Annotated in this window: 24 protein-coding genes, 1 tRNA gene and 2 riboswitches; of the genes, 19 read left to right on the top strand and 6 right to left on the bottom strand. The window is 64.9% G+C overall.

All coding sequences use genetic code 11. From position 1 onward, the window contains the following. Positions 1–64: 64 nt before the first annotated feature. Positions 65–1,351, top strand: a complete 1,287-nt coding sequence (locus D3876_RS11045) for a hypothetical protein (protein WP_119762156.1) — start codon at positions 65–67, stop codon at positions 1,349–1,351. Positions 1,352–1,555: 204 nt separating this feature from the next. Here the strand turns inward: D3876_RS11045 and D3876_RS11035 are convergent, their stop codons facing one another. Further along, complete coding sequence (locus D3876_RS11035; RefSeq protein ID WP_182911984.1) at positions 1,556–3,112, bottom strand: hypothetical protein; 1,557 nt, start codon at positions 3,110–3,112, stop codon at positions 1,556–1,558. 39 nt (positions 3,113–3,151) lie between these two features. Between D3876_RS11035 and D3876_RS11030 the strand changes: the two genes are divergently transcribed. The 7 genes from D3876_RS11030 to D3876_RS11000 all read left to right on the top strand — a co-directional run bounded on the left by D3876_RS11030 (position 3,152) and on the right by D3876_RS11000 (position 7,817). Next, positions 3,152–4,189 (top strand): COX15/CtaA family protein, encoded by a 1,038-nt coding sequence (locus D3876_RS11030; protein WP_182911983.1) that lies wholly within the window; start codon positions 3,152–3,154, stop codon positions 4,187–4,189. Then, positions 4,186–4,506, top strand: a complete 321-nt coding sequence (cutA, locus tag D3876_RS11025; protein ID WP_119762155.1) for a divalent-cation tolerance protein CutA — start codon at positions 4,186–4,188, stop codon at positions 4,504–4,506. Before D3876_RS11030 ends, cutA begins: the two co-directional genes overlap by 4 nt. Positions 4,507–4,511: 5 nt before the next feature. Beyond that, positions 4,512–5,309 carry a hypothetical protein gene (locus D3876_RS11020; protein WP_147417646.1) on the top strand — a complete coding sequence of 266 codons (798 nt, stop codon included), beginning with the start codon at positions 4,512–4,514 and terminating at the stop codon, positions 5,307–5,309. A 139-nt stretch (positions 5,310–5,448) separates the two neighbouring features. After that, positions 5,449–5,928 (top strand): 50S ribosomal protein L13, encoded by a 480-nt coding sequence (gene rplM / locus D3876_RS11015; protein ID WP_119762152.1) that lies wholly within the window; start codon positions 5,449–5,451, stop codon positions 5,926–5,928. Beyond that, positions 5,928–6,455 (top strand): 30S ribosomal protein S9, encoded by a 528-nt coding sequence (gene rpsI, locus D3876_RS11010; RefSeq protein WP_119762150.1) that lies wholly within the window; start codon positions 5,928–5,930, stop codon positions 6,453–6,455. The genes rplM and rpsI overlap by 1 nt, the downstream gene beginning before the upstream one ends. A gap of 357 nt (positions 6,456–6,812) precedes the next feature. After that, the gene (locus D3876_RS11005) at positions 6,813–7,427 is read left to right on the top strand and encodes a cell wall hydrolase (protein WP_119762148.1); all 615 of its coding nucleotides are present in this window, start codon (positions 6,813–6,815) and stop codon (positions 7,425–7,427) included. A 316-nt stretch (positions 7,428–7,743) separates the two neighbouring features. After that, positions 7,744–7,817: transfer RNA gene (locus D3876_RS11000), tRNA-Gly, on the top strand. Between the two features lie 198 nt (positions 7,818–8,015). Here the strand turns inward: D3876_RS11000 and D3876_RS10995 are convergent. Continuing rightward, entirely contained in the window at positions 8,016–8,471 is a 456-nt protein-coding gene (locus D3876_RS10995) for a hypothetical protein (protein ID WP_119762147.1), read from the bottom strand. Between the two features lie 155 nt (positions 8,472–8,626). Further along, positions 8,627–8,836, top strand: a riboswitch (cobalamin riboswitch). Between the two features lie 185 nt (positions 8,837–9,021). Here D3876_RS10995 and cobO point away from each other — a divergent pair. Continuing rightward, positions 9,022–9,630 (top strand): cob(I)yrinic acid a,c-diamide adenosyltransferase, encoded by a 609-nt coding sequence (cobO, locus tag D3876_RS10990; RefSeq protein ID WP_119762145.1) that lies wholly within the window; start codon positions 9,022–9,024, stop codon positions 9,628–9,630. Positions 9,631–9,752: 122 nt separating this feature from the next. On the opposite strand, the gene D3876_RS10980 is transcribed toward cobO, so the two are convergent. Beyond that, on the bottom strand, positions 9,753–10,586 hold the full coding sequence (locus D3876_RS10980) for an ABC transporter substrate-binding protein (RefSeq protein ID WP_119762143.1): 834 nt from the start codon (positions 10,584–10,586) through the stop codon (positions 9,753–9,755). Positions 10,587–10,759: 173 nt separating this feature from the next. Between D3876_RS10980 and D3876_RS10975 the strand changes: the two genes are divergently transcribed. From D3876_RS10975 to cobS, 9 genes are all read left to right on the top strand, one after another. Beyond that, positions 10,760–11,746: a FecCD family ABC transporter permease gene (locus D3876_RS10975; protein ID WP_119762142.1), complete on the top strand. Its 987-nt coding sequence runs from the start codon at positions 10,760–10,762 to the stop codon at positions 11,744–11,746. Then, on the top strand, positions 11,740–12,516 hold the full coding sequence (locus tag D3876_RS10970; RefSeq protein ID WP_119762140.1) for an ABC transporter ATP-binding protein: 777 nt from the start codon (positions 11,740–11,742) through the stop codon (positions 12,514–12,516). The genes D3876_RS10975 and D3876_RS10970 overlap by 7 nt, the downstream gene beginning before the upstream one ends. A gap of 165 nt (positions 12,517–12,681) precedes the next feature. Further along, positions 12,682–13,842, top strand: coding sequence for a hypothetical protein (locus D3876_RS20255; protein ID WP_147417645.1), 1,161 nt, complete (start codon positions 12,682–12,684; stop codon positions 13,840–13,842). 113 nt (positions 13,843–13,955) lie between these two features. Continuing rightward, positions 13,956–16,100, top strand: coding sequence for an amidohydrolase family protein (locus D3876_RS10960; protein WP_182911982.1), 2,145 nt, complete (start codon positions 13,956–13,958; stop codon positions 16,098–16,100). Positions 16,101–16,391: 291 nt separating this feature from the next. Next, positions 16,392–16,581: riboswitch (cobalamin riboswitch) on the top strand. 153 nt (positions 16,582–16,734) lie between these two features. After that, positions 16,735–18,648, top strand: coding sequence for a TonB-dependent receptor plug domain-containing protein (locus D3876_RS10955; RefSeq protein WP_119762135.1), 1,914 nt, complete (start codon positions 16,735–16,737; stop codon positions 18,646–18,648). A 12-nt stretch (positions 18,649–18,660) separates the two neighbouring features. Then, positions 18,661–19,068, top strand: coding sequence for a DUF1636 domain-containing protein (locus tag D3876_RS10950; RefSeq protein WP_119762133.1), 408 nt, complete (start codon positions 18,661–18,663; stop codon positions 19,066–19,068). Then, positions 19,065–20,081 carry a nicotinate-nucleotide--dimethylbenzimidazole phosphoribosyltransferase gene (cobT, locus tag D3876_RS10945; protein WP_119762131.1) on the top strand — a complete coding sequence of 339 codons (1,017 nt, stop codon included), beginning with the start codon at positions 19,065–19,067 and terminating at the stop codon, positions 20,079–20,081. Before D3876_RS10950 ends, cobT begins: the two co-directional genes overlap by 4 nt. Then, positions 20,078–20,644, top strand: a complete 567-nt coding sequence (locus D3876_RS10940) for a histidine phosphatase family protein (protein ID WP_119762129.1) — start codon at positions 20,078–20,080, stop codon at positions 20,642–20,644. The genes cobT and D3876_RS10940 overlap by 4 nt, the downstream gene beginning before the upstream one ends. Beyond that, the gene (cobS, locus tag D3876_RS10935) at positions 20,641–21,357 is read left to right on the top strand and encodes an adenosylcobinamide-GDP ribazoletransferase (protein WP_119762128.1); all 717 of its coding nucleotides are present in this window, start codon (positions 20,641–20,643) and stop codon (positions 21,355–21,357) included. Before D3876_RS10940 ends, cobS begins: the two co-directional genes overlap by 4 nt. On the opposite strand, the gene D3876_RS10930 is transcribed toward cobS, so the two are convergent. From D3876_RS10930 to cobD, 3 genes are read right to left on the bottom strand one after another with little or no spacing between them, the layout of a single operon-like run. After that, positions 21,338–22,786, bottom strand: coding sequence for a cobyric acid synthase (locus D3876_RS10930; protein WP_119762126.1), 1,449 nt, complete (start codon positions 22,784–22,786; stop codon positions 21,338–21,340). The two genes, cobS and D3876_RS10930, sit on opposite strands and share 20 nt — an antisense overlap. Then, complete coding sequence (cbiB, locus tag D3876_RS10925) at positions 22,774–23,712, bottom strand: adenosylcobinamide-phosphate synthase CbiB (RefSeq protein ID WP_119762124.1); 939 nt, start codon at positions 23,710–23,712, stop codon at positions 22,774–22,776. The genes D3876_RS10930 and cbiB overlap by 13 nt, the downstream gene beginning before the upstream one ends. Then, positions 23,705–24,730, bottom strand: coding sequence for a threonine-phosphate decarboxylase CobD (gene cobD, locus D3876_RS10920; protein WP_119762122.1), 1,026 nt, complete (start codon positions 24,728–24,730; stop codon positions 23,705–23,707). Before cobD ends, cbiB begins: the two co-directional genes overlap by 8 nt. Positions 24,731–24,790: 60 nt before the next feature. On the opposite strand from cobD, the gene cobU reads away from it, so the two are divergent. Continuing rightward, positions 24,791–25,333, top strand: a complete 543-nt coding sequence (gene cobU, locus D3876_RS10915; RefSeq protein ID WP_119762121.1) for a bifunctional adenosylcobinamide kinase/adenosylcobinamide-phosphate guanylyltransferase — start codon at positions 24,791–24,793, stop codon at positions 25,331–25,333. Positions 25,334–25,343: the final 10 nt, after the last annotated feature.

Here is a 25,343-nt window from a genome sequence, read left to right as displayed (position 1 = left end):
TAGCCATGCCTTTGAACTATGCTATGTTCGAGGCGAGATCTGCGATGCTACTTGGGAGGGGGGCATGACCACGATCGTCGTGCAAAATTACACTGAATTGAAAGGTGCGCTCGTACCCGCCAATCAGGGCGCGACGATCAAGGTCAAGGCCGGCGACTATAATGTTACCGAGCCCTTGGTCGTGCCCGACGGCGCCACCCTCGAGGGTGAGGGCAGGATGCAAGCCATTTATGCTGCCTCCAATTGGTGGCCAGGCTCGCCGCAATCCAAATTGCAGGCGTCGCCGGGCTGGGAAGGTGACATCCTCAGGCTCGGCAATGGCTCGCGGATTACGGGTCTTACCATCAGCGATGTCGCCGGGCGCAAAGGGAATCTCGTCGCTGTGATCTCGACCGCCACGAACGACAGAATCTCGGCGACCATCGACCGTTGCGAACTGATCAATCCCAATTCGTCTGGCGCCCTTATTACCGGCCCGGCCGCTGGCCCCACCGGGCGCGGTCTGGTTGTCCTTACTCTCAATCCGCTCGATGCGAGCCCGCCAGCGCCGCATGAAGGGGCGGTCGTGTCCGTCCAAATGACGCGGTCAGTGATTCGCTCGCCGGGCAACGGCTCGGGCGTCTTTGCGATCAATTTCGCCCCGCGGGCCCGCGTGATTGTTCGATTGTCCCGCAATATGATCGGGGGCGGTCTGGATGCGAACGGCGGGGTCAGCCGGCCGTACCCGGTTGTCGGTTCGGAAACAGTCATCTTTTCGGACCGCAACATGTACCAATCGGACGGCACAGCGGCGGCGGCGCCAACCGGCTGGCTGCTTCATGGCGGCTCGAACGCGCCATTTGCCAGCTTCGTGGCGCCGTTCACAAACGGCAACACGCTGACCCTTAAATCATATCGAGATTCCATCAGCGGCTTTGCCGTCGGCATTCGGGCGGCCGGTGGGTGGCGGCCATCCGATCCCCCCGGCATGGGGACGGTGAATTTTAATTGCGCCGACCTCGAGCTCACATATCTGGGCATCACAAGCCTGGCCGCCGACCTGGTTTTGGTCGGCGCAGTATCGGGTTCCCCCGCTGCGCCGGGGGCGCCTCGATTTACACCGGGCGACGACAATCACCTTCGCGTGACGTTCAACATGAGTGGCGGCAGCAGCGAATATGGCAGCACCACCATCTATGCCAACCGGTATCAGGATTCCGCATGGATCGATGGAGGAACGCTGCCACAGCCCGGCAGCGGAAACAGCCTGGAGGTCTTTGGCGACGACCAAGAAACTTCGCTTCTGTCCGTCAAGCCACAACCACCGGCCGATTTCTCCCGCGGCCCTGCCTTCTCGACCGATGGGCCCTGAACTCTTTCCGGCCACCGCCTGGCTTCGCCGAACTCGCGCGGCCGCCTGATAACCCGACCCCGTCCCGCAACGCCGGCGTCACAGCCGGCCAGATTGGCGCGCTGGCTCGCCTGTGTCACCGTGCTCATGATCGTCGTTGTCGGCGGGATCACGCGCCTCACCGAACGGAGGCTGCCATCAACTCACGGTGAATCTCAACGGCCTTTAGTCCATCCCGAAGGACCAGGCGTGGCCGAATTGAATATAGAATGTCGCGCCTCCCGGGCCGTAGGCGACATCGATCCCCGCATCGAGCCCGAGCTTTCGCGCGATGCGGTAGCGGAACCCGGCCCCACCGCCGAAAATCGTGCCCGAGTCAGCATAGATCCGTGAGCTGCCCGCATCCGTCGCGCCCATGCCGCCAAAGGCAAGAAGCGACCAGCGGGGGCTCAGTTGCCACGTCACTTCGACTTCCGTGTTCAGGACGTTCATGCCCTGATACTCCATCGCCTGCACGCCGCGTATGTCGATCGCCGGCGCATAAAAAATCGGGAAGTCGCCGCGAATGGCATCGAGTTCGAGCTTCAGGCCGATGCGCAATTTGGGCGAGATCTTGTCGAAGGTATAGGCTTCGACGTCATAGACCTCATAGTTGCGGTCGCTGCCGAACGCCGTGCGGTTGAACTTGCCTTCGATATAGGCGTTCGAGCCCTTGGTCGGGGTGAGCGGATTGTCGCGGTCGTCGAAGTGAAACCCCAGGCCCAGTGCGCCGGTGTGCAGCGTGTTGTTGAAATGATCGGCGAAATCGTCGGGCAGCCCAGCAATGTCGAGCTTGGTGCTGAGCTTGCGGAAATCGATGAGCGGTCCGATGGAAAAGCGCTCGTCGCCCAAATGCCACAGCGCCGATCCCAGAATGCCGTAATCATATTTGCTGCTATATTCGATGCCTTGCGGCGCGAAGGCCGGGAAGGTGTCGAGCGTCACCTTGCCCCGGCCCACGCCGAACTTGTAGCTCATCCGCCCGTCGAATGCGGTTCCGGACTGGAAATAGCCATAGCCATAGGAACCGTTGCCGGTCTTCATCGCCCCCACGACACGACGCGTCATCCGCTTGGGATGGTCGCGCGGTACGGTGATGAATGTTGCAGCCAGACCGAAGCCACCATCAACGGCGGGTTCGGTAATGATGATCGGAACTGGCAGGAAGCCGCCCTTGGCGAGGATGTTGGAGAAATCGAACTTTCCATCCTCCTCGTCGAAGAAGCGATCGAAGAATTTCTTCTTGTGAGGTTGGGTGGGCGCTTCAGCGCCGGCAGGCGGCCCCTGGACCTGAGAGGCCGGCGTCGCGGCCGGCATGGCCTGTGTATCGGGGCCAGGTGTCGGCGCCGAGGCCTGCCCTGCGGCCACGGACGTCGGTGGAAAGTCCTGCTTGTCGGGGGGAGGCGTTTCCTGAGCGAACGCCGATGAAACGGCGCCCGTCAGCGCCCATGCGAAGCAGGTGGTGAAAACCGCCGATGGACACGATCGCTTGCGGGATGCCGTTCTCACACTGTCGCCCTCTTGCCGTGAAACGGCCGCAGCCGTCATCGCCAGCCTAGCGAGCCCCAAAAGCCTCATCCATCGGGGGAATCCCCGTCTTCCACCCCCAAATACCCTTAAGTCGTGTTGAAAGGGGCATCCCCAAATCGCGCAGGTGCTGATTACAGTGCCAGTTTTACCAAATGCACATTGTGGCGGCGGCGTATCCAACCCCAAATCGGCGTCCGCAAAGCGCTGCGCCACCCTTGTGCCACCGCGCGCGCCACGGCATAGGCGCGGGCCATGTCGTTCGCCCGTCCCGCAACGCCGGCGCCGCAGCCGGCCAAATTGGCGCGCTGGCTCGCCTGTGTCGCCGCGCTCGTGTTCATGATCGTCGTTGTCGGCGGCGTCACGCGCCTCACCGAATCGGGATTGTCGATCACCGAGTGGAAGCCGATCAGCGGAACGATCCCGCCGCTCACCCATGAGGCGTGGCAAGCCGAGTTCGACGCGTACAAGCGCATCCCCGAATATCAGGAAATCAATCGGGGGATGAGCCTGAGCGAATTCAAGCAGATCTTCTTCTGGGAGTATATCCATCGCCTGCTCGGCCGGATCATCGGGCTCGCCTTTGCCCTGCCGATGCTGTGGTTCTGGTGGAAGCGCGCCATTCCGAAAGGCTATGGTCCGCGCCTCACCGCGCTGCTCGCTCTGGGCGGGTTTCAGGGCGCGATAGGCTGGTGGATGGTGTCCTCCGGCCTCGTCGAGCGTACCGATGTCAGTCATATCCGGCTTGCGGTCCATCTGTTGACCGCATTCACCATATTGGGCGGCCTCACCTGGACCGGGCTCGACCTCGCTGCACTCGCGCGAAATCCGCAGGCACGACCCGCACGTCTTACCGGCTTTGCCGCCTTTGCCCTGACCGTGCTCTTCCTCCAGCTCCTGCTGGGCGCCTTCACCGCCGGACTCAACGCCGGCTTCGCCTTTTCGAGCTGGCCGAAAATGGGCGAGGAATGGTTTCCCGCCGCCACGCCGATGCTCGATCCCTGGCTGCGCAATCTCGTCGACAACCCCATCGTCGTCCAGTTCGTACACCGCTGGTTCGCCTGGATCACAGGCGCCGTGCTCATCGTGCTCGGTCTGCGCTGCCGCAAGGCTGGAATGTCGGCTGCGATGGCCAACCTCACGATGCTCGTCGTCGTGCAGATCGCGCTCGGCATCGCCACGCTGCTGACCGGGGTCAACATCATGGTCGCCACTGCGCATCAGGCGGTTGGCGCGCTGCTCGTGATCTCCGCCACCGCCGCCGCCTTCACATTGGGACGTCGGACCGGGTGAGCGCGATCGTCACCGTCTATGCGGTCTTCGGATCGCAGGAAGAGGCCGAACGGATCGGCGCGACGGTGATCGGGGAACGACTGGCCGCCTGCGTCAACATCCTCGCGCCCTGCCGGTCGATCTATCGCTGGCAAGGCGCGATCGAAAGCGCCGAAGAAATTCCCGCGCTCTTCAAGACCTCGGCTGCGGGCGCAGAAGCGCTCGTTGCGCGCATCGCCGATCTCCACAGCTACGACACGCCTGCGATAACCGTCTGGCCAATCGCGCATGCGCTGGATAGCTATTCGGACTGGGTGGAAGCAGCGACGGGGGAATAGCGATGATGAAGCGCAGGACTGTCGCACTGGCGCTCGCCCTGCTTCCCTGCCCCGTTATCGCTCAGCCCGTCGCCGCCAGCTTCCAACCGCCGCTCGATCGCGAGATTCGCTACGAGGTCGTCGAAACGCGGCAACGGCAGGGGCTCGCGCTCGTCTTCACGCTCGATCAGCGCGTACGCTTCACGCGGGACGCAGGCGGCTACCGCATGAAAGTCATCATGCAGTCCGCCACGGCAAAGGCGCCCGCTCCAATCGCCCAGCGGTTCGATGCAGCCTTCCGACCCTTTGTCGGGCTCGAGATCGCGCTCCTGCTGTCAACAGATGGCAAGCCGCTCGGGCTGCTCGACGAGGCCGGAACGTGGAGCCGGCTGCTCGCGGCGATCGAAGCGCTTAAGGCAGACAGCACGCTCGACCCTGCCGTCGCCCGCGACATAGAGCGCGTGCTCGCCGGAATTGCGGCATTGCCCGCCGAGGCGCGCGCCGCCAAGCTGATGGAAAGCCCGCTGCGGCTCGTCGGCTATGCGCTGCCGCCCGTTGCGCCGGGCGGCGCCATCGAAAGCGGCGACGCCCGCCAGTCAGCGTCCGCCATGCTCAGGGCGGTCGACACCGGCGCGCTCACCTACGCCATTCGCACGCGAAAACAGATTGCGGACTCGGCGTTCCTGACCAGCGAAGGCGAACTCCGCGTCGACCGCGCCACGGGTCTGCTGCTCGATTCGAGCATGCGCGAATGGGTAGGCGCCGTCGATCGCGCAGCCAGCGCCGAACCCGACGCCAGGATCGACGTAAAGCTCGCGCGATAATCTTCATGGTATCATAATACCCGTTTGCAATCCCGCGGTTTCGCTTGACTTCACGCGCCTCCCGCGTCATTAGGCCGCAGTTCGCACCGCCCCGTCACACGGGCGGTTCGTTTGTTTTCATAGCATGAGGTCAAGCACCATGAAGGCGCTGATGAAGACCACCAAGTCGATCAAGCCGGCTGAGGTGGAAAAGAAATGGCATCTGATCGATGCCGACGGCCTGGTGGTCGGTCGCCTCGCGTCGATCATCGCCAATGTTCTCCGCGGCAAGACCAAGACGAGCTTCACCCCGCACGTCGATTGCGGTGACAATGTCATCGTGATCAACGCGGACAAGGTGCGCTTCACCGGCAAGAAGCTGCAGGACAAGGTCTATTACAAGCATACCGGCTATGCGGGCGGCATCAAGTCGATCACCGCAGGCAAGGTGCTCGAGGGTCGTTTCCCCGAGCGCGTGCTTGAAAAGGCTGTCGAGCGCATGATCCCGCGCGGCCCGCTGGGCCGCCAGCAGATGCGCAACCTGCGCATCTATTCGGGCGCCGAGCATCCGCATGAGGGTCTGAACCCGACCGTGCTCGACGTCGCTGCCATGAACCGCAAGAACAAGGTGGGCGCATAATGTCCGATACCCGTCAATCGCTTTCCGACCTGAAGGAAATCGCCGAGGGCACCGTGGCCGAAGCCGCGATCGCCGCTGAAGGCTTTGTCGCCGCGCCCGTCCAGCCCTCCGCGCCGCTGCGCGAGAAGGAAGTCGACGCGCAGGGCCGCGCTTACGCCACCGGCCGCCGCAAGGATGCCGTCGCCCGCGTCTGGCTGAAGCCCGGCACCGGCAAGATCACGGTCAATGGCCGCGATCAGGAAGTCTATTTCGCGCGTCCCACGCTGCGTCTCGTCATCAACCAGCCCTTCGGCGTCTCCGACCGTGAAGGTCAGTATGACGTCGTCTGCACCGTCAAGGGCGGCGGGCTTTCGGGTCAGGCCGGCGCGGTCAAGCACGGCATCGCACAGGCGCTCTCGAAGTTCGAGCCCGCGCTGCGCGGCGCGGTCAAGACGGCTGGCTTCCTGACCCGCGACAGCCGTACCGTCGAGCGCAAGAAATACGGCAAGGCGAAGGCCCGCCGGAGCTTCCAGTTCTCGAAGCGTTAATTCGCTCGGACATACGGAACAGTCAAAGGGCGGTGCCGCTGGCGCCGCCCTTTTTCTTAGCGCTCGTGCCTGAGCGAGCGCCAACGCCCCCACTACCACGCACACACGCCATGATTCGGGGCAAAGTCCGGACAAGTCTCTGCAGCCGGCTTCATCCCGCCCCGCCACGTTAACCATTCGCCGTTGATCAACGTCGCCTTGATTGACTCGCTGCGGCCGGACTCCCATTCCCCTGCTCGACGATATTAGGCAAGCGCAAGGTTGCGGGTCAGAGACGGACCGCGCGCTAGTCGGGGGGCAATCAACGGCGCTCATGTTCGCGCGCCCACGAAGCCGACCGCACAGATTTGAGACCCGATGTTCAACGCGTTTCGCGTCGGCGGCTGTGCCGCGGCGTTCCTGTTCCTTTCGACCCTGCTCGCCGTTCCTGCTGCAGCGTCGGTAACGCCGGTTGCACCGCCACCGGTAGCGTTCACGCAAGCCGCGCCGGCCATATCGCCCTCGCCCGCGCCAGTACCCGCCGCGCGCCCGGCCGCGGCCACTTCCGCCCGGAGCCTTTCGCTGCGCGATCTGGTGATCGCCTTCGTGAACTACGGCAACCAGGATGCCGAACAGGAATGCCTCGCGGGCGCCGTCTATTTCGAGGCGCGCAGCGAGCCGCTCGAGGGGCAGTTGGCGGTCGCGCAGGTCGTACTCAATCGTGCAGCCTCGGGGCGCTATCCGCCGAAGATCTGCGACGTCGTAACCCAGCCCGCGCAATTCTCCTTCATCCGGGGCGGCAAATTCCCGCCGATCGACAAGAGCAGCGACGCCTGGCACAAGGCGCTCGCGATTGCGGACATTGCGCGCAAGAATCTGGTCCAGAAGATCGCATCCAACGTGCTCTGGTATCATGCCAATTATGTCGCGCCGTCCTGGGGTCGTCGCCTGACGCGCGCCGTGCAACTGGGCACCCATATCTTCTACAATTGAGCCGGCGCAGCCTCGGCCGGCCAATCCTGCACCACGCGCCAATAAGGCCGCCATGCCTGCTGCACGACGACCTTACCGGCGACCCACTTTGGCCCTGTTCATTTCTATAACGGAATGAAAATGCTTCGCCATACGCCAGACGGAGTATTCGGCCAGGCTATCTGGCGATCCCCAGGCTAGCTGGCGATCCGATGCAACACCGCTTGCCTCGCGCGCAGCTCATCACTATCAACCGGACATCCCGGCGATGTTCCGATGATCGGACTATCCGCGTGCCACGGGATCGACGCAGGTAAGAACAGCTTTTCAGGCGTTTGCGGGTGTAGCTCAATGGCAGAGCAGAAGCTTCCCATGCTTACGACGAGGGTTCGATTCCCTTCACCCGCTCCACCCTTGCCGTAAAATCCTTTAGACTGCTTCCGATTTACATCGGACCACGAGCTGTCGCCCCAGCGTAGGCTGGGGCCCAAGCGATGTCGATGAAGGGTGTCGAAACCCTGTGCGCGATTCCCCGATATCGTCTGGGCCCCAGCTTTCGCTGGGGCGACACTCTATGACTCGATCCGAACCGGAATAAACCTGGCGCGCTCAGCCTGTCGCCTCGCCGCTCAGGCGTTGCGCATCGGAAAGCAGCAGCCGCAGATTTTCGTCGGCGCTGCGACGCCCCTTGCATTCGCCTTCCACCGCGATGCGCAGCTTCGTCGTCATCGCGGCGATCGAGGGCGCGGGGGTCGCCAGCATGTCGTCGACGGCGTCGTTGACCACACCCACGAGCTGATCGTGCCTGAGCTTGACGGGCTCGAAGATTGCGCGCGCCTTCTCGATCTGCATCTGCGCCAGCGATCCCTTGCGCATTTCGGAATCGCCCGGCCATTTGTCCCGCACCGCCGTGAAGGCTCGGCGCGCGGGCTCCAGAAACTCGTGCTCGAAACCATGAAGCTCCGCGATCGCCTGTTCAAAGGTGGCGCTCACGCTTTTCCAACGGCTCAAACTCACCGGCGCGGTCTGAAACGCCAGACGCGTCGTGTTGTAGACTTTCATCATCCCACGCTCTCTCGGTTTCCCGGATAGTAGAATAACGACGCGCGTCCGCTGACAATGTTCCCGAGCGCTGCACGCGACGGACGGAGCCGATCGGACGACCAACACGCTTTCGCGCCGACACGCTTTCGCATTTGCCTTTGGCTGCGCTTGCGATATGCCGGCCGCGACGCGTCGGTGCCCGTCATGGGCATAATAGGGAATGCGGTGTAAATCCGCGGCTGTCCCTGCAACTGTAAGCGGCGAGCGCGATGGACATGTCCGAAGGGTTTTCCCGACGGGCAGCCACTGGGGTCGACATTCCCGGGAAGGCGTCCTTCACGCAGCGACCCGCGAGCCAGGAGACCTGCCGGTGCGTGTCGCTCTTGCTTTGGCCCAGGGACTGGCCGGGGCACGGAATTCCGTCTGGGCGACGGGAGCCTTTCCCGGCGAGGCGGAACCGCCCCGCAGGACAAGAAAGGCTCTCTGTTAAATAGCTTGAGCACTTCCCGGCCGAAAAACCGGTTCCTGATTTTTTCCGGGAAGTGCTCCAGAGCACAGGGAGTGACCGACTATGAGCGATGCAGAGGCGGAAATCCGCCACAAGGAAAAGATGAAGAAGGTGCAGGCCGCGCACCGCAAGATCGTCGCCAGCAAGACCGGCGAAAAGGGTCTCGTCATCGTCCACACCGGCCCCGGCAAGGGCAAGACCACCGCCGCGCTCGGTCTCGCCGTCCGCGCGATGGGGCACGGGATGAAGGTGGGCGTCGTCCAGTTCATCAAGGGTGCGATGAAGACGGGCGAGAAGGCGGTGTTCGACGCCTTTCCGGAGCAGATCGAGTTCAAGCCGATGGGCGAAGGCTTTACCTGGGACACGCAGGACCGCGCCCGCGACACCAAGGTTGCGCGCACCGCCTGGGACGAAGTGAAGCGGATGCTGAACGATCCGGCCTATGGCCTCGTCATCGCCGACGAACTCAACATAGTGCTGCGCTACGACTATCTGCCGACCGAAGAGGTGCTCGAGGCGATCGCCGCCAAGCTCGAGATGACGCATTTCGTGATCACGGGCCGCAACGCGCCCGATGCGTTGATCGAGGCGGCCGATCTCGTCACCGAAATGGCGCAGGTCAAGCACCCCTTCCGCGCCGGGATCAAGGCGCAGGCGGGGATCGAGTTCTAGTGGTGGTGAAATACGAGTCTCCCGGCTCTCACCCGTTCGTGTCGAGCGAAGTCGAGACACGCGCGTGCGGGCCATTACGTCCCTCGACTTCGCTCGGGACGAACGGAGAAAAGTATCCGAGGCTAGCCGGCGCGCCGAACGCCCAGTTGTTCGCGAAGCCGCCGCACCGCCTCCGGATAGGAAGGGCCACCGCACACCGTCAGCGCCTGGGGCAGGCTGATGCGCGGGATATCGGCGATGGCGGCATGATGCAGCATTTCGGTGCCCTGATCCGCGACGGTCTCGGTCGCGCTCTCGACGATCAGATAGTCGGGACGAGCTGCCACCATCTCCTCGAGCGAGAGGCGGGCGAGCGACGGCTTGTCGAGCGTCGCCGCAAGATTGGTGAGGCCCGTGCGCTGCATCATCTCGTCGACCAGCGTGCCCGTGCCCGTCATATAGCCACGGCGCTGGTAATAGGCAGCGACCGGGCGGTGCGCCGGGCTGATCGCGGGCGCCACCATCTCGGATTCCATGCGGCGGATCAGCGCCTGGCCGCGTTCGGGATGCCCCAGCGCCTTTGCGACCTGCCGAACCTGTTCGACGATCTGCGGCCAGCTTTCGGCGGGCGGCAGATCGAGAAACGCGACGTTGCGCCCCTTGAGCAGCGCGAGCGTGTCGTGCCGTTGATAGGGGCTGGCGATGATCAGGTCAGGCTCAAGCGCGAGCACCTCCTCGGCGCTGCCGCGGCTGATCGGAAAACGCTGCGCCAGCCGCGCCTGATACGACATCTCGGGGTCGCGCGCATTGTGCGTCAGCGCTGTGATCTGTCCGGGATCGGCGAGCGCCATAATGTACTGATCGGCGCACAGGTTGAGCGACACAACGCGGCGCGGCGTGGTCTCAACGGCGGGCGCGGTCGCAAGGCCGAGCGTCGCGAGGACCGAGGCGAAGAAGCTGGCGATCGTTTCGAACATGGCGCCCTCGTGACGCGAAATGGGCGCAGTTTCAAGTTCCTCCCCAAGCTTGCTTGGGGAGGGGGACCGCCGGAACGGCGGTGGAGGGGCAAGCACGGAGCTATACCCCTCCACCATGCTTCGCATGGTCCCCCTCCCCGAGCCGAGCTCGGGGAGGAATTGGGGGCGTGCACATGAACCGCGCCCTGCTTCTCAGCACCCTGGCGCTTCTGGCGCTGGTTGCGGGCTTGATCTCGCTCGCGATCGGGCCCGCCGGTCTGCCGCTGTCGCGCATGATCGCTGCCGCCACGGGCAGCGGCGATCGCATCGCCACGACAATTCTGTTCGAGCTGCGCCTGCCGCGCATGCTGCTCGCGCTGATCGTCGGCGCGATGCTGGGCGGCGCGGGCGCGGCGCTGCAGGGCTATTTGCGCAATCCGCTCGCCGAACCCTCGGTGATCGGTGCATCGACCAGCGCATCGCTGGGCGCGGTGATCGCGCTCTATTTCGGCTTCGCCCAGCTTCACGCCGCGATCCTGCCCTTGTTCGCGATCCTCGGCGCGCTTGCCTCGCTGGTCGCGCTCTTCGCTTTTTCGGGACGTTCGGAAAGCCCGCTGACGCTGATCCTTGCGGGCATTGCGATCAGCACGCTGGCGACCTCGGGGGTCAGCCTTGCGCTCAATATGTCGCCCAATCCCTTCGCCGCGATGGAGATCACCAACTGGCTCCTTGGCGCGCTTGAGGACCGGTCGTTCCAGCATGTCTGGATCGCGCTGCCTTGCGTGATCGTTGGCCTTGCGCTGCTGCTCTGGAACTGCCGCGCGCTCGACGCGCTGACCCTCGGCGAAGACGGCGCGCGCGCGCTTGGCGTGTCGCTCAAACGGACACGACTGCGGTTGCTCGTCGGCGTCGCCATCGGAGTCGGCGGCGCGGTCGCGGTGTCGGGTTCGATCGGCTTCATCGGCCTGATCGTGCCCCACCTCGTCCGGCCGCTGACCGATCGCAGTCCCAGTGCAGTGCTGTTACCCGCGGCGCTCGGCGGCGCGGCGCTGCTCGCGATGGCGGACATCCTTGTGCGCATCATCCCCACGACCAACGAGCTCAAGCTCGGCGTCGTGACCGCCTTTCTGGGCGTCCCCGTCTTCCTCTTCCATCTCGCAAGGGAGCGCCGGCTATGGTGACCCTCTCCATCTCCGATCTGCGCGTTGCTCTGGGCAAGCGCGCGGTGCTCCACGGCATCGACGCCGAACTCAAGGGCGGGCAACTCATCGGCATCATCGGCCCCAACGGCGCGGGCAAATCCACGCTGGCGCGCGCGATCCTCCATCTCGTCGAGCCGACGGGAGGCAGCATTGCGCTCGACGGCACCGATGTGACGACGATGTCGCGAGACGCGATCGCGCGGCGCATCGCCTATCTCCCGCAGGGCCAGACACTGCATTGGCCGCTCACCGTCGAGCGGCTGGTCGGGCTCGGCCGCCTCCCTCACCTCGCGCCCTTCTCGCGGCTGACGCCCGCAGACACGCAAGCGATCGAACGCGCGATGGAATGCGCCGACGTCACGATGCTCGCCCATCGCAATGCGCTCGAACTCTCGGGTGGTGAACGCGCCCGCGTTCTGCTCGCGCGCGCACTCGCGGTCGAGGCCGATGTTCTCATCGCCGACGAACCGCTCGCCGCGCTCGATCCCGGCCACCAGCTCCAGGTGATGGAGCTGCTCGCAGCGCAGGCCCATGCCGGCGCGCTGGTCATCGCGGTTCTCCACGATCTCACCATGGCCGCGCGCTACTGCGACCGCTTGCTGCTGATCGACCAGGGACAGCTCGCCGCCGATGGTGACGCAGACAGCGTGCTGACCGGAGCGCTGCTCGAACGCGTCTACGGCGTGCGTGCCTGGACGGGTTCGGTCAACGGGCACCGGCTGATCGTGCCGATGGATCTAACGGTTTAGGTCAGTTTTCGACCCAACCTGATCATTGCCTGTGGAGGATGCCTCGCCCCGTCGCGTGCGGGTGCCGTCTCATCGTTTGTGCAGCGGAGTTCACTGACGGTTCAGGCTACGCAGGCAAGCGGTTCAAGAACATCGATGGCACGGCAAAAAAATTCTCTACACGGAATGACGAAGGCGGCGGTTCTGCTGACCATGACGTTTGCGCTGCACGCGCAGGCGCCCGCGCAATCGACCGGATCGATCAACGACTTCCAGCTTGCACCCGGCAATGACACTCAACCTCCCCCTCCCGTAGCCGGGCCGGTCGACGAACTGCCGGTGCCGGTTGCGGGCACCCCGACGCCAACGCCGCAACCCGATCCTGCACCGTCCCCGGCTCCACGCCAGGTTGCGCCCCGGGTTGCGCCCCCCGCGATTGTCATTCCCGGATCGCCCGGCAGGCCGGCGGATACCCCCTCGCCCACCCCAACGGCAGCGAGCGAGCGCACACCGGCCATGCAAGCCGCTCCGGGCGGCCTGCCGCCGCCGGCTCCGTCCGACCAAAACCTGGAAACGGTCGCCCCCGAACCGCCTCCAGTCCCTTCCGCTGCGCCGACGCAGGTCCGCCCAACCACAGAGCCGGTTTCAACACGCACGCCATCCTGGATCTGGTGGATCCTGGGCGGAACGCTTCTGGGGTTGCTACTGGCGGGCATCGGATTCAGCCTGCGTCGAAGGCGGAACCCGGGCGACAGCGAAGACATAGGGCAAGCCGAAGACGCGCCGCTGCTCGCAGAGACAATACCGGAGCCGATATTTCAGGCGGACGCCTCGCAGCCACCGACCATGTCCGGCCAGATCGATCTCGTGTTCGAACCCAAGAGCTTGAGCATGGCGCTGGTCAACGCGAGGCTGTCCTATCGGTTGTCGCTTACGAACGTCACCGATGCGCCCGTTGGGCCGGTCAGCATCGCGTGCGACATCATCTCGGCCCATGCCTCGCTCAGCCCCGGCGAACAGCTCCTGTTCGGCGGCGAAATGGTCGAGCCGCAGCATCACTTCGATTCGCTTGTCCCTGGCGACACCGTATCGCTGACGAGCGAGCTGCTAATCCCGATCGCCGCCATCCTGCCCGTTCGCAGTGGCGATGCCCGCCTTTTCGTGCCGCTCGCGCGCTTTCACATTACCGTGCGGGACGCAGAGCGGGCCCCGCTGATCAGTACCAGGGTCTTCGTCGTCGGCGAGAAGCCGGACCAGCTCTGGGAACGGCTGAAGCCCATCCGGATCGACCTGGGACCGCGCACATTTTCGCGCATCGGCCAGCGCGAAATAACAGCTTCAGCCTGATCGCTGCTTGAATTCGCAAACCCACCGCCCGTTTGCGACAACAAAAATGCCTGCCCTACACGCACCCGGTCGTTGCTGCTTGCGAACAAATATGAGATAGTCACGCCGAGTTCTTGACCAACGCAACTCCGGATGAAGAGGGGATGTTTGGGATGAAAGGACAGTCTCTCAAATCTCGCTTGCAAGTTGGCATACTGCTGACTGCCGTACTTTGCGCAGGCTGCGACGAGAAAAAGACCGCAAAGGTAGAAGACCCACCGCTGATGGGTCTCGCCGACTACCACCTCCACCAGTTCGGCTTCATGGGCTTCGGCGGCACCGCATTCAATCACACGAACGACCCAACCGCGCCCTGCCTGCCACCCTTGCCGTTCGGCAATTCACTGGCGGTCCAGGACCTCGTGCGTCTGGCCATGTTCAAGGACGCGAGCGAGCAGTTCCAGCGAGGGCATTGCAACCCCACGGGTACGAGTCAGGCCAGCCAGCGGGTCGACACCGACAATCTCAAGCGCGCGTGGCAATATGGCCTGCGCCTCGTCGTCATGTTCGCGGTGAGCTCGGAGTTTCTGTGCGAAGCGGGCGGATTGACCGAGAATTGTCCGTCGGACCGCCGCGCGATCGAGGCCCAGATCCAGGCGGCGAAAGCCCTTCAAGACGCGATCGACACCGAAGCTGGCGGAGCCGGCCTCGGATGGTACCGCATCGTCACGACTCCGAAGGAGGCACGCGATGCCATCACGAAGGGGAAGCTCGCGGTAGTGCTGGGGATTGAGGCGGCGAACGCATTCGGCTGCAGGATCGAGTCCTCATCGCAGGTGCCGAGTGTTCGGATGGTGCCCAGCGACACCGGCACGGAGAAGGCCTATCGCAACAATTGCGACTCTGGCTATCTGACCCAGGAGCAATTCTCGGGGCACGCCGCTGCTGACGAGGATTTGAGCAAATTCGGGAAGCAATCCACGCACAAGGCGCTCGCGCTGTTTGAGCGCTATTGGCAACTGGGCGCCCGCCACTTTTATCTCACGCACAATATCGACGGCATCGCCGGCGGCACCGCGCTCGGGATCGACCTCCTCCACTCTGAAGGAAATCCGAGCGGAGCCTATCCCGGCGCTACTGTTGCAGACAAGCTACCGGAGGTGAACCGGGTCATCGCCGGAATCCGACCTCCCAACACGCGTCAGCCCTGCCCAACTCTTTTTCGCTATGACGGCGGCAAGTGTAACGCGCGCGGCCTCAGTCCAGAGGGCCAGGAACTTACGAAGGTCATGGCCGCGCATGGCGCCGTGATCGATGCGGATCACGTCTCGTACAAGGCGAGGCGGGAAATGCTCGGGACTGCGGACAACAGCCTCCTCGCCGGCGCTTACCCGCTTGTTTCCAGCCATTCCGGCGCCACGCGCCTGTTCACCTGCGGCGACCGGACGGAGTGTAATGAAAATAACGAGGGGCAGCTCCGCGAAGAGGATATCGATGCGATGATCCGAACCGGCGGAGCCTTCGCCCCGCGGCTGCCGCCGGCCACCCGTACCGTGAGCGAGATCACCTGGCCGGAGGGCGCCACCGTGGCACCCCACAAATGCGGCGGAACCACCGAAACCTTCATTCAGACCTATAGGTTTCTCGTCGAGAAGCTGCGGGGAGGACGCTTGATCAATGGCAAGCCGGCTTTCGCAGGCATCGGCATCGGCACCGATTTCGGCGCGCCCGTTCCCGTCTTTGCCCGGGGACGCTTCCTTCGCACCAATCAAACGGTGACCGGCGGCGATTTCAGCTATCTGCTCATCGAGACGCCGCCTGTCTATGGGAGCTGCTACGCGGAATCTTCCAGCGAGCCGAGGTTGAGCTATCCCTTCACCTCCACTTCGCCCCTTTCCCTCGGAGTCCCGTTCGACAAAGCGACTACCCCCTGGGACGGCCGCCCCAACCAGCCAGGCTATGACGTGGGCGTCGACGGCGTGGTCCACATCGGCATGATTCCGGATTTCGTCGAGGAAATGCGAGTCCTTGGCTTGACCAAAGAAGAGATGGACCCGCTCTGGTATGGCGCCGAAGCCTATATTCGAGCGTGGGAGGCAGCCGAGGCTTGGATGCCGGGATTCGACGCCGAAGGAAAGGCGGGGATTCGAGAAAAATGCGAGGCCGATCGAGCCAGATATCTCGAGGCCATGGACCCGGGCCAGGTCGCTAACGCCGTTACAGCCTTGCGGGCCCTGTTGGCGAGCGCCTGCAGGGGGACGCCGCAGCCCAGCGCCTGACAGCCCCGGCTCGAGATCCGCGGCCCGAACCTTCACGGACATTTCAGCGGGACACAAAAAGCTGTCCTACACGCACCCGATCGACGATGCTCTTCGGCGCACTACGCGTAACGGTGGCTTGTCGCCGGGAGCGCTGGTGCAAGGATCTTAGACACTGTCAATCCAGCTTCACTACCCATGGGCTTCGCGTAACATTGCTTCACTATCACGCATTTTTATTTCATAATTCAAGGGAAAAGTGGGAACACAAGCGCCAACCCAATATACTTGACCCCCGTCACGCCCCCGCCTATGCGCCGCTCCGCGACAGGTTCCCCGGCAACGGGGATGAAAAGGGAACGGGGTTCGAAACCCCGGCTGCCCCTGCAACTGTAAGCGGCGAGCCATCGCGTCACATGCCATTGGGGCCAGCCCCCGAGAAGGCGACGCGAAACGGCGCTGACCCGCGAGCCAGGAGACCTGCCTGACGCAGTCGTCCTTCGTCCGGCCAGGGTGCGCCGTACGGGCGGGTCAAGAACCCGAGTGACGACATCGTGGCCGTGCCTTGCACGGGTGCGATCGGGCGTCTGGATCAGAGCATCGATCGCTCCCTTGGGAGGCACGGCGGACCGTGTCAAAAAGGGGTTCCTGACCGATGTTGAAGACCGTGTTTCTCTCTACCACCGCCCTGCTCGCCGCGACGCCCGCGCTTGCGGCACCCGCGCCCGACGCGACCACGCTTCCCGGCGACGCGATTGTCGTTACGGCGACGCGGACGCCGACCGAGGCCGACAAGATCGCATCGTCGATCACGGTGCTGACCAAGGAGGCGATCGACCAGTCGCAGGATATCGGCGTGACGGAGTTGCTGATCCGCACACCCGGCATCAGCTTTTCGCGCAACGGCGGCTATGGCACCACGACCTCGCTGCGCATTCGCGGCGCCGAGACCGATCACACCGTCGTCGTCATCGACGGCGTCAAGCTCAACGATCCCTCCTCCACCGGCGGCGGCTATAATTTCGCCAATCTGCTCGTCGGCGATATCGACCGGATCGAAATCCTGCGCGGGCCGCAGTCGATCCTGTGGGGCAGCCAGGCGATCGGCGGCGTGGTCAACATCGTCACTGCGACACCCGACGCGCCGCTGGAAGCCAGCGCCGACATCGAGGCGGGATCGCGCGAGACGGTGAACGCGCGCGCCGGCGTTGGCGGCATCACCGGCCCGGTCGCGTGGCGCGTGGGCGGCCACACCTTCACCACCGACGGCATCTCGGCCTATGCGCCCGGCACCGAAGCCGACGGCTATCGCAATGTCGGGCTGAACGGCCGCGCGACGGTGACGATTACGGACGATGTCAGCCTCGACCTTCGCGGCTACTGGACGCGCGGACGCAACGAGTTCGACGGCTTCAACACCGACAGTCCCGAATATGGCGTCACCAAGGAGTTCGTCGGCTATGCGGGCCTCAACGTCGCGCTGTTCGACGGCCGTTTCCGCAACCGCATCGCCTATGGCTATACCGACACCAAGCGCGACAATTACAATCCCGGCGGATTCACGGATCACACGTTCGACGCCGAGGGCCGCAACGAGCGCATCGAATATCAGGGTACCGTCGACATCGCGCAGGGCTGGACCGCGATCTTCGGCGCTGAAAATGAACGCTCGCGTTTCTCCAGCGAATCCCCGCCCTTCTCCCCCGTGACGCAAGGGAAGGCCGAGATCACGAGCTTCTACGGCCAGCTTTCGGTCGAGCCCATCTCGGGCCTGACGCTGACCGGCGGCGTGCGTCATGACGACCACAAGACCTATGGCGGCGAAACGCTGTTCCAGGCGGGCGCGGTCTGGGCGCTGGAGACCGGGACCATCCTGCGCGCGAACTATGGCGAGGCCTTCAAGGCACCCTCGCTCTACCAGCTCTTCTCCGAATACGGGAACACAACACTCAACCCCGAAGAAGCCGAGGGCTGGGAAGTGGGTGTCGAGCAACATCTGTTCGACGACGCGCTGACGCTCGGTGCGACCTGGTTCGACCGCGACACGACCAACCAGATCGACTTCTTCTCGTGCTTCGGCACGACGGGCGACCCGCTCTGCGTCAATCCCGCCACCGGGCTCTCGCGCTTCGGCTACTACGCCAATACAGCGCGCACCCACGCGCAGGGGGTCGAACTGGCCGCAGCAGCGCGCATCGGCACGCGCTTCACGCTTTCGGGCAACTATAGCTGGATCGAGGCCGAGAACCGCGTCGCCGGCCCCAATTTCGGCAACTGGTTGCCGCGCCGTCCGCGCGAAACCGCGAACCTCACCGCCGACTATGACTGGGCGTTCGGGCTGTCGACGGGGGTAGCAGTGCGCTGGTCGGGCAAGTCCTATGACAATGCATCGAACACCTTCGTGCTCGACGCCTATACGCTCGTCGATCTGCGCGCCGAATATGAGCTGAGCGAAAATGTCAGCCTGTTCGGCCGCGTCGAGAACCTGTTCGACGAGGAATATGAGACCGTGCGCAACTATGGCACGCTCGGTCGCAGCGTCTATGCGGGCCTCCGCACACGCTTTTAGGAGAATGCGCTGGTGCTGAAGCCCGTACCCCAAGGCCCCGCGATCGTGGTGTGCAACACCTGCCGTCACTCCGCGGAATCCTGGGAGGACGCGGAGGGACGCACCGGTGGTGAAGCGATGGCGGCGGCGCTGAGAAGCGTCGCCGCGTCGAATCCGCGCTATGCGGGAATCGCGATCGAGGACATGCCGTGCCTCTTTGCGTGCAGCCAGTTCTGTACGCTGCATATCCGGGCGCCCGACAAGATCGGCTATGTGCTCGGCCGCTTCACACCCGATGAAGCAGCGGCGCGCGCCGTGCTCGACTATGCGCTCCTCCATGCCGCGAGCGCCGAAGGCGAGGTCGCCTATGCGCTCTGGCCCGAAGGCGTGAAGGGCCATTTCATCGTTCGCGTGCCTCCTGCAGGATTTGTTGCCGCATGACGTTTTTCCCGACCATCCAGTCCTTCGACGACGCGCTCGCATCGCTCCCCTCGGCCGACATGCGCGCCACCGCGGCAGCGACCTGGCGCCAGGCGCAATTGACCAAACCAGAGGGATCGCTCGGAAGGCTGGAAGAGATCGCGATCTTCTTCGCGGGCTGGCAGGCGCGGGAACGTCCGGCGATCGAGCGTGGCCGCGTCGCAATCTTCGCGGGCAACCACGGCATCACGGACCACGGCGTCAGCGCCTTCCCGCCCGAGGTGACGATCGAGATGGTGCGCAATTTCGAGCGCGGCGGCGCCGCGATCAACGCCCTCTCGACCGCGGCGGGGCTCGAACTCACCGTCGTTCCGCTCGCACTCGATCGGCCCACCGCCGATTTCACCACAGGCCCCGCGATGAGTGAGACCGAATGCCTGGAAGCGCTGTCGGCGGGTGCGGCGGCGGTCGAGGACGGGCTGGATCTGCTCGTCGTCGGCGAGATGGGGATCGGCAACACCACCCCCGCCGCGGCGCTCACGGCGCGCAGCTTCGGCGGCACGGGACGCTACTGGGTCGGCACCGGCACGGGCATCGATTTCGAAGGGCTGGCACGAAAAGTGCGCGTGGTCGATGCCGGTCTGGCGCGGCACGCGGGCGCGCCTAACACCGCGTTCGAGACGCTGCGCCGTCTCGGTGGACGCGAGATTGCCGCGATTGCGGGCGCAGTGCTCGCCGCTCGGCTCAAGCGCGTTCCCGTCATTCTCGACGGGTTTATCACCTGCGCGGCCGTGGCACCGCTGGCGGCGGCCAATGCCGCCATCACCGAGCATTGTCTCGCCGGCCATTGCTCGATGGAACAGGGGCATCACGCGTTGCTTGACCGGCTGCGGCTGGAACCACTGCTGCGCCTGTCGATGCGGCTGGGCGAAGGCAGCGGCGCCGCGGTGGCGGCGCAGATCGTCCGGTCCGCGCTGGCCGCGCACGCGGGGATGGCGACTTTTGCCGAGGCTGGTGTATCCGGGGGGCAATGACCGGCTTTACGCTCCACCTCCTGCGACATGGCGCGCCCGCGCTTACCGGCAGGATGCTGGGGCGGACCGATTGTGCCGAGACGGCCGAAGGCGTTGCGGCCTGCCTCGACCAGACTGAAGAGCTCGATTTCGCGCGGCTGGTGAGCTCGCCGCTCCGGCGTGCCGCGGCCGCAGCCGATGCGATCGCGCGGCGCGGCGGGATGACCGTGACGCTGGATCCGCGCTGGCGCGAAATCGACTTCGGAGACTGGGACGGGCTGTCGAGCGCGGACGTCGACGGCGATGCGCTCGGACGTTTCTGGAACGATCCCGACATGCACGCGCCACCCGGTGGCGAACGTTGGTCCACGCTCACGACGCGCATTGCCGCGGCGATCGACGATATCCATGAAGACACGCTCGTCGTCACGCATGGCGGCGCGATGCGCGCGACATTGGCAGTGCTGTTCGGATTCGGGCAGGCACAGCTCTGGGCGTTCGATCTGCCCTATGCGTCCGTGCTGTCGCTGCGGATATGGCCGGGCACGCTACGTCAGGCGCAGATCATCGGACTGTGGCCATGACGGGGTTCTTCATTGCCATCGGATTCCTGACCCGGTTGCCCGTGCCGCAAATGGGCGCGTTCAGCATCGAACGCCTGGCGCAGTCGATGCGCTGGTTTCCGCTGGTCGGGGTCCTCATCGGCGTGATCGTGGCGGGCGCAGCGTGGCTGGGCGCTCGCGTGGATCCCTGGACGGGGGCACTGGCCGGTTTGATCGTCTGGGTGGGCATCACGGGCGCGCTGCACATCGACGGGCTTGCCGATTTGACCGATGCACTCGGTGCCGCGCACCGCGACCGCGCCCGACTGCTCACGGTCATGTCCGATCCGCACATCGGCAGTTTCGGCGTTGTCGCGATCGGGCTTCAGCTCATCGCCAAGCTCGTTCTGCTCCACGCCGTGATCGAGAAGGGCGCGTGGATCGCGCTCGCGCTGATCCCTTTTGCGGCGCGGATTGGGCCGCTCGCCTGGGCACACTGGCTGACCCCGCTCCAGGAGGGGCTGGGCGCGCATTTTACCAAAGCGATCCGTGCGCGCGACCTGATCGGATGGGGCGCGGTCCTTGCGGGCGCCACGGTGTTCTGTCCCGCACTGATCGCGGCGCCGCTGCTGATGGCGCATTTCGGATTCTGGCTGCAGTTGCGGCTGGGTGGCATCAGCGGTGATTGCCACGGCGCGGGAATCGAGCTTGTCGAAACGGGGCTGCTGCTCGCGCTTATCCTGACACTGCTATGAGCGCATCGATATCGAGATGCATCTCAAGCATGGCGGCGATCTCGTCGAGCGCGCTGTCGACCGATGCCGCGTAATCCGCGCCCGACGCTTCGACACCGATCCGCCCAAGCCAGGCGCGGCGCTGTTCGGGCTGCGACAGCAGGCCGTGAACATAGGTGCCGGCGACGCGCCCGTTCGCGCTGATCGCGCCGTCGCTGCGACCATCGGCAAAGCGAACGAGCGGGCGCGCGCAATCCGCGCCGCTACTCTCACCCATATGCATTTCATAGCCGTCAAACGGCGCACCCAGCGCCTCGCCCGCAACGTGGCGAAGTGCCTTGACAGGGGTAAGCTCGGTTTCAATATCGAGCAGCCCGAGCCCCGCGACCGTGCCACACGCGCCCTCGATGCCGTGAGGATCAGCGATCTGCCTGCCCAGCATCTGGTAGCCGCCACACATGCCGAGCACGTGCCCGCCGCGCCGAACATGCGCAAGAAGATCGATATCCCAACCCTGTTCACGCATCGCGGCGAGATCGGCGATCGTCGCCTTGGACCCCGGAAGAACCACCAGCCGCGCTTCCGCAGGGATAGGCTGGCCCGGCGGGACCATTACCAGTTCGACGCCCGGCTCGAGCTTCAAAGGATCGAGATCATCGAAGTTGGAGATGCGCGGCAGGATCGGACAGGCGATGACGACGCGCCCCTCACCTATGGCCAATCGTTTTTCGAGGATGACCGCATCTTCGCTTGGGAGTCGCGCGGCGGGCGTGAGCCAGGGCACGACGCCGAAGCCCCGCCACCCCGAAAGCTGTTCGATCGAGCGATAGCCGTCCTCGAACAGCGCGGGGTCGCCGCGGAACTTGTTGATGATGAAGCCGCGGATCATTGCGGCGTCCTCGGGATCGATCACCGCGCGCGTGCCCGCAATCGCAGCGATCACGCCGCCGCGGTCGATGTCGCCGATCAGCACCACGGGCACGTCCGCCGCGCGCGCGAAGCCCATATTGGCGATGTCTCCGGCGCGCAGGTTGATCTCGGCGGGTGAGCCCGCGCCCTCCACAACGACGATGTCGCACTGGCCCCGCAGACGTTCGTAGCTTTCGAGCACCTCGCCCAGCAGGCTGCGCCGTGCCTCTCGAAAATTGGATGAGCCGAGCGTGCCGCGGACCTTGCCGTGCACGATAAGCTGCGACGTGCGATCGGCCTGCGGCTTCAGGAGGACGGGGTTTATGTCGATGGTAGCGGGGACCTTGCACGCGAGCGCCTGCGTCGCCTGCGCTCGCCCGATCTCGCCGCCATCGGCGGTGACCGCCGCGTTGTTCGACATGTTCTGCGGCTTGAAAGGACGCACCGACAGCCCGCGATTGACGAGTGCGCGACAGAGCCCCGCGACGAGCACCGACTTGCCGACGTCCGAACCCGTCCCCTGCAGCATCAAAGTGCCCATGCATATGCTCCCGCAATCACCCAAAGCAGCAGGCAGGCGTGGCGATAGACCGACAATGCCTCGGTTATGTCCTCCGCGCTCACCTCGCCGCGGCCGTTACCCAGCCAGGGCTTGTCGTGCGCCACGCCGTCATAGGAGACGGGCCCGCCGAGCCTGACATCAAGCACGCCAGCCATCGCCGCCTCGGGCCAGCCCGCGTTGGGCGAGGCGTGGAGGCGCGCGTCGCGGCGCATGGTGTTCCAGCCACCGCGTCCCGCGAGACAGATCAGCACGCCCGCGAGTCGAGCCGGGATCCAGTTGGCAATGTCGTCGAGCCGCGCGGCCGCCCAGCCATAGGCGCGCCAGCGCTCCTCCTTGTGCCCGATCAGGCTGTCGGCGGTGTTGATCGCCTTGTAGGCATAGAGTCCGGGCAGGCCGAGCAGCATCAGCCAGAAAGCCGGCGCAACGACGCCATCGCAGAAGCTCTCGGCCAGGCTTTCGATCCCGGCGCGCGCGATGCCGCTTTCATCGAGCTGGGCGGTATCGCGGCCGACGATCATGGCGACCTTGTGGCGCGCAGCATCGAGATCGCCCGCGGCCAGCGCCTGGGCGACCGCCGCGACATGCTGGTGCAGGCTGCGCTGCGCGAGGCCGGGGACCGCAGCGATCGCGACACCGATCCAACCCCATTGGCCGAGCCAGCTCCAGAGTATCTGTTCGAGGACCAACGCGCCAGTGAAGGCGCCTATTACGAGAAGCATCGTCGCAGCAATGCCGAGCCGGCGGCGCTGGCGCTCAGGACGATCGGGTTGGTTCCAGCGCGTCTCCAACGCATTGATTATGCGTGCAAACAAGCCGACCGGATGCCCGATGCCGCGATAAAGCGGGTCGGGATAGCCCGTCGCAGATTCTATCGCTAGCGCGGCGATCGCGACGGGTTCAACCATGCCGCAATACGGTCTCTACGCGCGCCCAGGCATCAGCGTCGCCAGGAAGGCCAAGACGCAACCAATCGGATGCATGTTCGAAGGGGCGGGTCAGGATGCCATTGCGTATGAGCCTTGCGAACAGCGCGCGGGCATCAGCCGTTTCGGCGAGCCGGAACAGCGGACAGCCGCCGCGGACGGAAAGACCGTGCGCGACGAGCAGCGCGTCGAGCCTTGCACCGTCCTCGCGAAGGCGCGTGCGCGTGGCGGCGATCCACGCAGCGTCGCGGTAGGCCGCACTGCCGATCGCGATCGCAGCGGAGGATACCGGCCAGCTCCCCAGCCGGTCGCGCAATGCGGCAAGCCGCGCAGGCGCGGCGCAGACGAAGCCGAGACGAAGCCCGGCGAGGCCGAAAAACTTGCCGAATGAACGGAGAACGATGACCTGGGCACGCAGATCTTCGGGCAACACAGGCAACAGGCCGATCGCGGGATCGACATCGGCGAAGGCCTCGTCGACAATCAGCAACCCGCCCAGTGCCGCCAGCCGCGACGCGGCGTCGAACAACGTCTCAACGCGCCAGATCCGGCCATCGGGATTGTTGGGGTTGGCGAGGACTATGGTGCCGCCGCGATCGGCTTCACCCGCCAGCGCCTCGGCCATAATTGCGCCATCGCGCGCCAGGAAGGCGTGCGTGCCGTAGCCCGGCGCGACATGACGTACTGGCCCGGGCAAACCAAGCGTCGCCAGCTCCCTCAACCCGAGTTCGGTGCCCGGCACCGCACAAACATGATCAGGGGGCGCACCAAAATGCGCGGCGGCGGCGGTTTCGAGCGCTTGCAGCGCGGCATCTTCGGGCAAGCTGCGCCAGTCGATCGGGCCTGCCCTTGCAGCATCCCACCCATGCGGGTTAATCCCTGTCGACAGATCGATCCAAGGCCGGGGCGCTTCGGGAAATGCCGCAGCGGCTTCGGCCAGCCGGCCGCCATGCACGCACCATGCGGCGATATCGTTGTCCTGAATGGTGCTTTGCGCCATAGCGCCCCTGTTCGCGATCACCACGCGACAGGCAAGCCCTAAAGGAGTTCGGTCCGCGATATGGCAGCGCCTCACCCCTCCCGCACGCTGCTCGTGCTCGGCGGTGCCCGATCGGGCAAGAGCCGCCATGCGCAGGCGCGCGCCGAAGCGCTCGACCTCAAGCTCGTCTATATCGCGACGTGCGAAGCGCAGGATGAGGAGATGGCCGACCGTATCGCGCGTCACCGCGCCGATCGCGGCGCGCGCTGGACGACGATCGAGGTGCCGCTGCAGCTTGCGGAGGCCGTTCGTGCGCATGCGGCGTCCGACACGGTCCTCCTCGTCGACTGCCTCACGCTCTGGGCATCAAATCTGATGTTCGCCGAGCGCGATGCGGAGCAGGAAACCGGGCGACTTGTCGATGCACTGACGGCGGCGGCAGGTCCGGTAATTCTGGTGTCCAACGAGGTCGGGCTCGGCATCGTCCCCGACAATGCGCTCGCACGGCGCTTTCGCGACGTGGCGGGGCGGATCAATCAGCGCATCGCCGAGGTGGTGGACGAGGCGGTGTTCCTGGCAGCGGGGCTGCCGCTCAAACTCAAGGGCCAGAGCCTGATCGGTTGAGGTGGAAGCA

Source organism: Sphingomonas cavernae (assembly GCF_003590775.1).
Classification (GTDB): Bacteria; Pseudomonadota; Alphaproteobacteria; order Sphingomonadales; family Sphingomonadaceae; genus Sphingobium_A; species Sphingobium_A cavernae.
Note: the sequence above shows the minus strand (reverse complement) of the source record. Positions and strands in the feature narration are given on the sequence as shown.

What these genes read in the sequence shown, in the direction of transcription:
- D3876_RS11030 (WP_182911983.1), top strand. Translation starts at nt 3,152, where the DNA reads ATGTCGTTCGCCCGTCCCGCAACGCCGGCGCCGCAGCCGGCCAAATTG.
- D3876_RS11020 (WP_147417646.1), top strand. Translation starts at nt 4,512, where the DNA reads ATGAAGCGCAGGACTGTCGCACTGGCGCTCGCCCTGCTTCCCTGCCCC.
- cobO (WP_119762145.1), top strand. Translation starts at nt 9,022, where the DNA reads ATGAGCGATGCAGAGGCGGAAATCCGCCACAAGGAAAAGATGAAGAAG.
- D3876_RS10995 (WP_119762147.1), bottom strand. Translation starts at nt 8,471, where the DNA reads ATGATGAAAGTCTACAACACGACGCGTCTGGCGTTTCAGACCGCGCCG.
- D3876_RS10955 (WP_119762135.1), top strand. Translation starts at nt 16,735, where the DNA reads ATGTTGAAGACCGTGTTTCTCTCTACCACCGCCCTGCTCGCCGCGACG.
- D3876_RS10940 (WP_119762129.1), top strand. Translation starts at nt 20,078, where the DNA reads ATGACCGGCTTTACGCTCCACCTCCTGCGACATGGCGCGCCCGCGCTT.
- cobS (WP_119762128.1), top strand. Translation starts at nt 20,641, where the DNA reads ATGACGGGGTTCTTCATTGCCATCGGATTCCTGACCCGGTTGCCCGTG.
- D3876_RS10975 (WP_119762142.1), top strand. Translation starts at nt 10,760, where the DNA reads ATGAACCGCGCCCTGCTTCTCAGCACCCTGGCGCTTCTGGCGCTGGTT.
- D3876_RS20255 (WP_147417645.1), top strand. Translation starts at nt 12,682, where the DNA reads ATGACGAAGGCGGCGGTTCTGCTGACCATGACGTTTGCGCTGCACGCG.
- rplM (WP_119762152.1), top strand. Translation starts at nt 5,449, where the DNA reads ATGAAGGCGCTGATGAAGACCACCAAGTCGATCAAGCCGGCTGAGGTG.
- cobT (WP_119762131.1), top strand. Translation starts at nt 19,065, where the DNA reads ATGACGTTTTTCCCGACCATCCAGTCCTTCGACGACGCGCTCGCATCG.
- cobU (WP_119762121.1), top strand. Translation starts at nt 24,791, where the DNA reads ATGGCAGCGCCTCACCCCTCCCGCACGCTGCTCGTGCTCGGCGGTGCC.
- D3876_RS11045 (WP_119762156.1), top strand. Translation starts at nt 65, where the DNA reads ATGACCACGATCGTCGTGCAAAATTACACTGAATTGAAAGGTGCGCTC.
- D3876_RS10970 (WP_119762140.1), top strand. Translation starts at nt 11,740, where the DNA reads ATGGTGACCCTCTCCATCTCCGATCTGCGCGTTGCTCTGGGCAAGCGC.
- cbiB (WP_119762124.1), bottom strand. Translation starts at nt 23,712, where the DNA reads ATGGTTGAACCCGTCGCGATCGCCGCGCTAGCGATAGAATCTGCGACG.
- cobD (WP_119762122.1), bottom strand. Translation starts at nt 24,730, where the DNA reads ATGGCGCAAAGCACCATTCAGGACAACGATATCGCCGCATGGTGCGTG.
- rpsI (WP_119762150.1), top strand. Translation starts at nt 5,928, where the DNA reads ATGTCCGATACCCGTCAATCGCTTTCCGACCTGAAGGAAATCGCCGAG.
- D3876_RS10930 (WP_119762126.1), bottom strand. Translation starts at nt 22,786, where the DNA reads ATGGGCACTTTGATGCTGCAGGGGACGGGTTCGGACGTCGGCAAGTCG.
- D3876_RS10980 (WP_119762143.1), bottom strand. Translation starts at nt 10,586, where the DNA reads ATGTTCGAAACGATCGCCAGCTTCTTCGCCTCGGTCCTCGCGACGCTC.
- D3876_RS11005 (WP_119762148.1), top strand. Translation starts at nt 6,813, where the DNA reads ATGTTCAACGCGTTTCGCGTCGGCGGCTGTGCCGCGGCGTTCCTGTTC.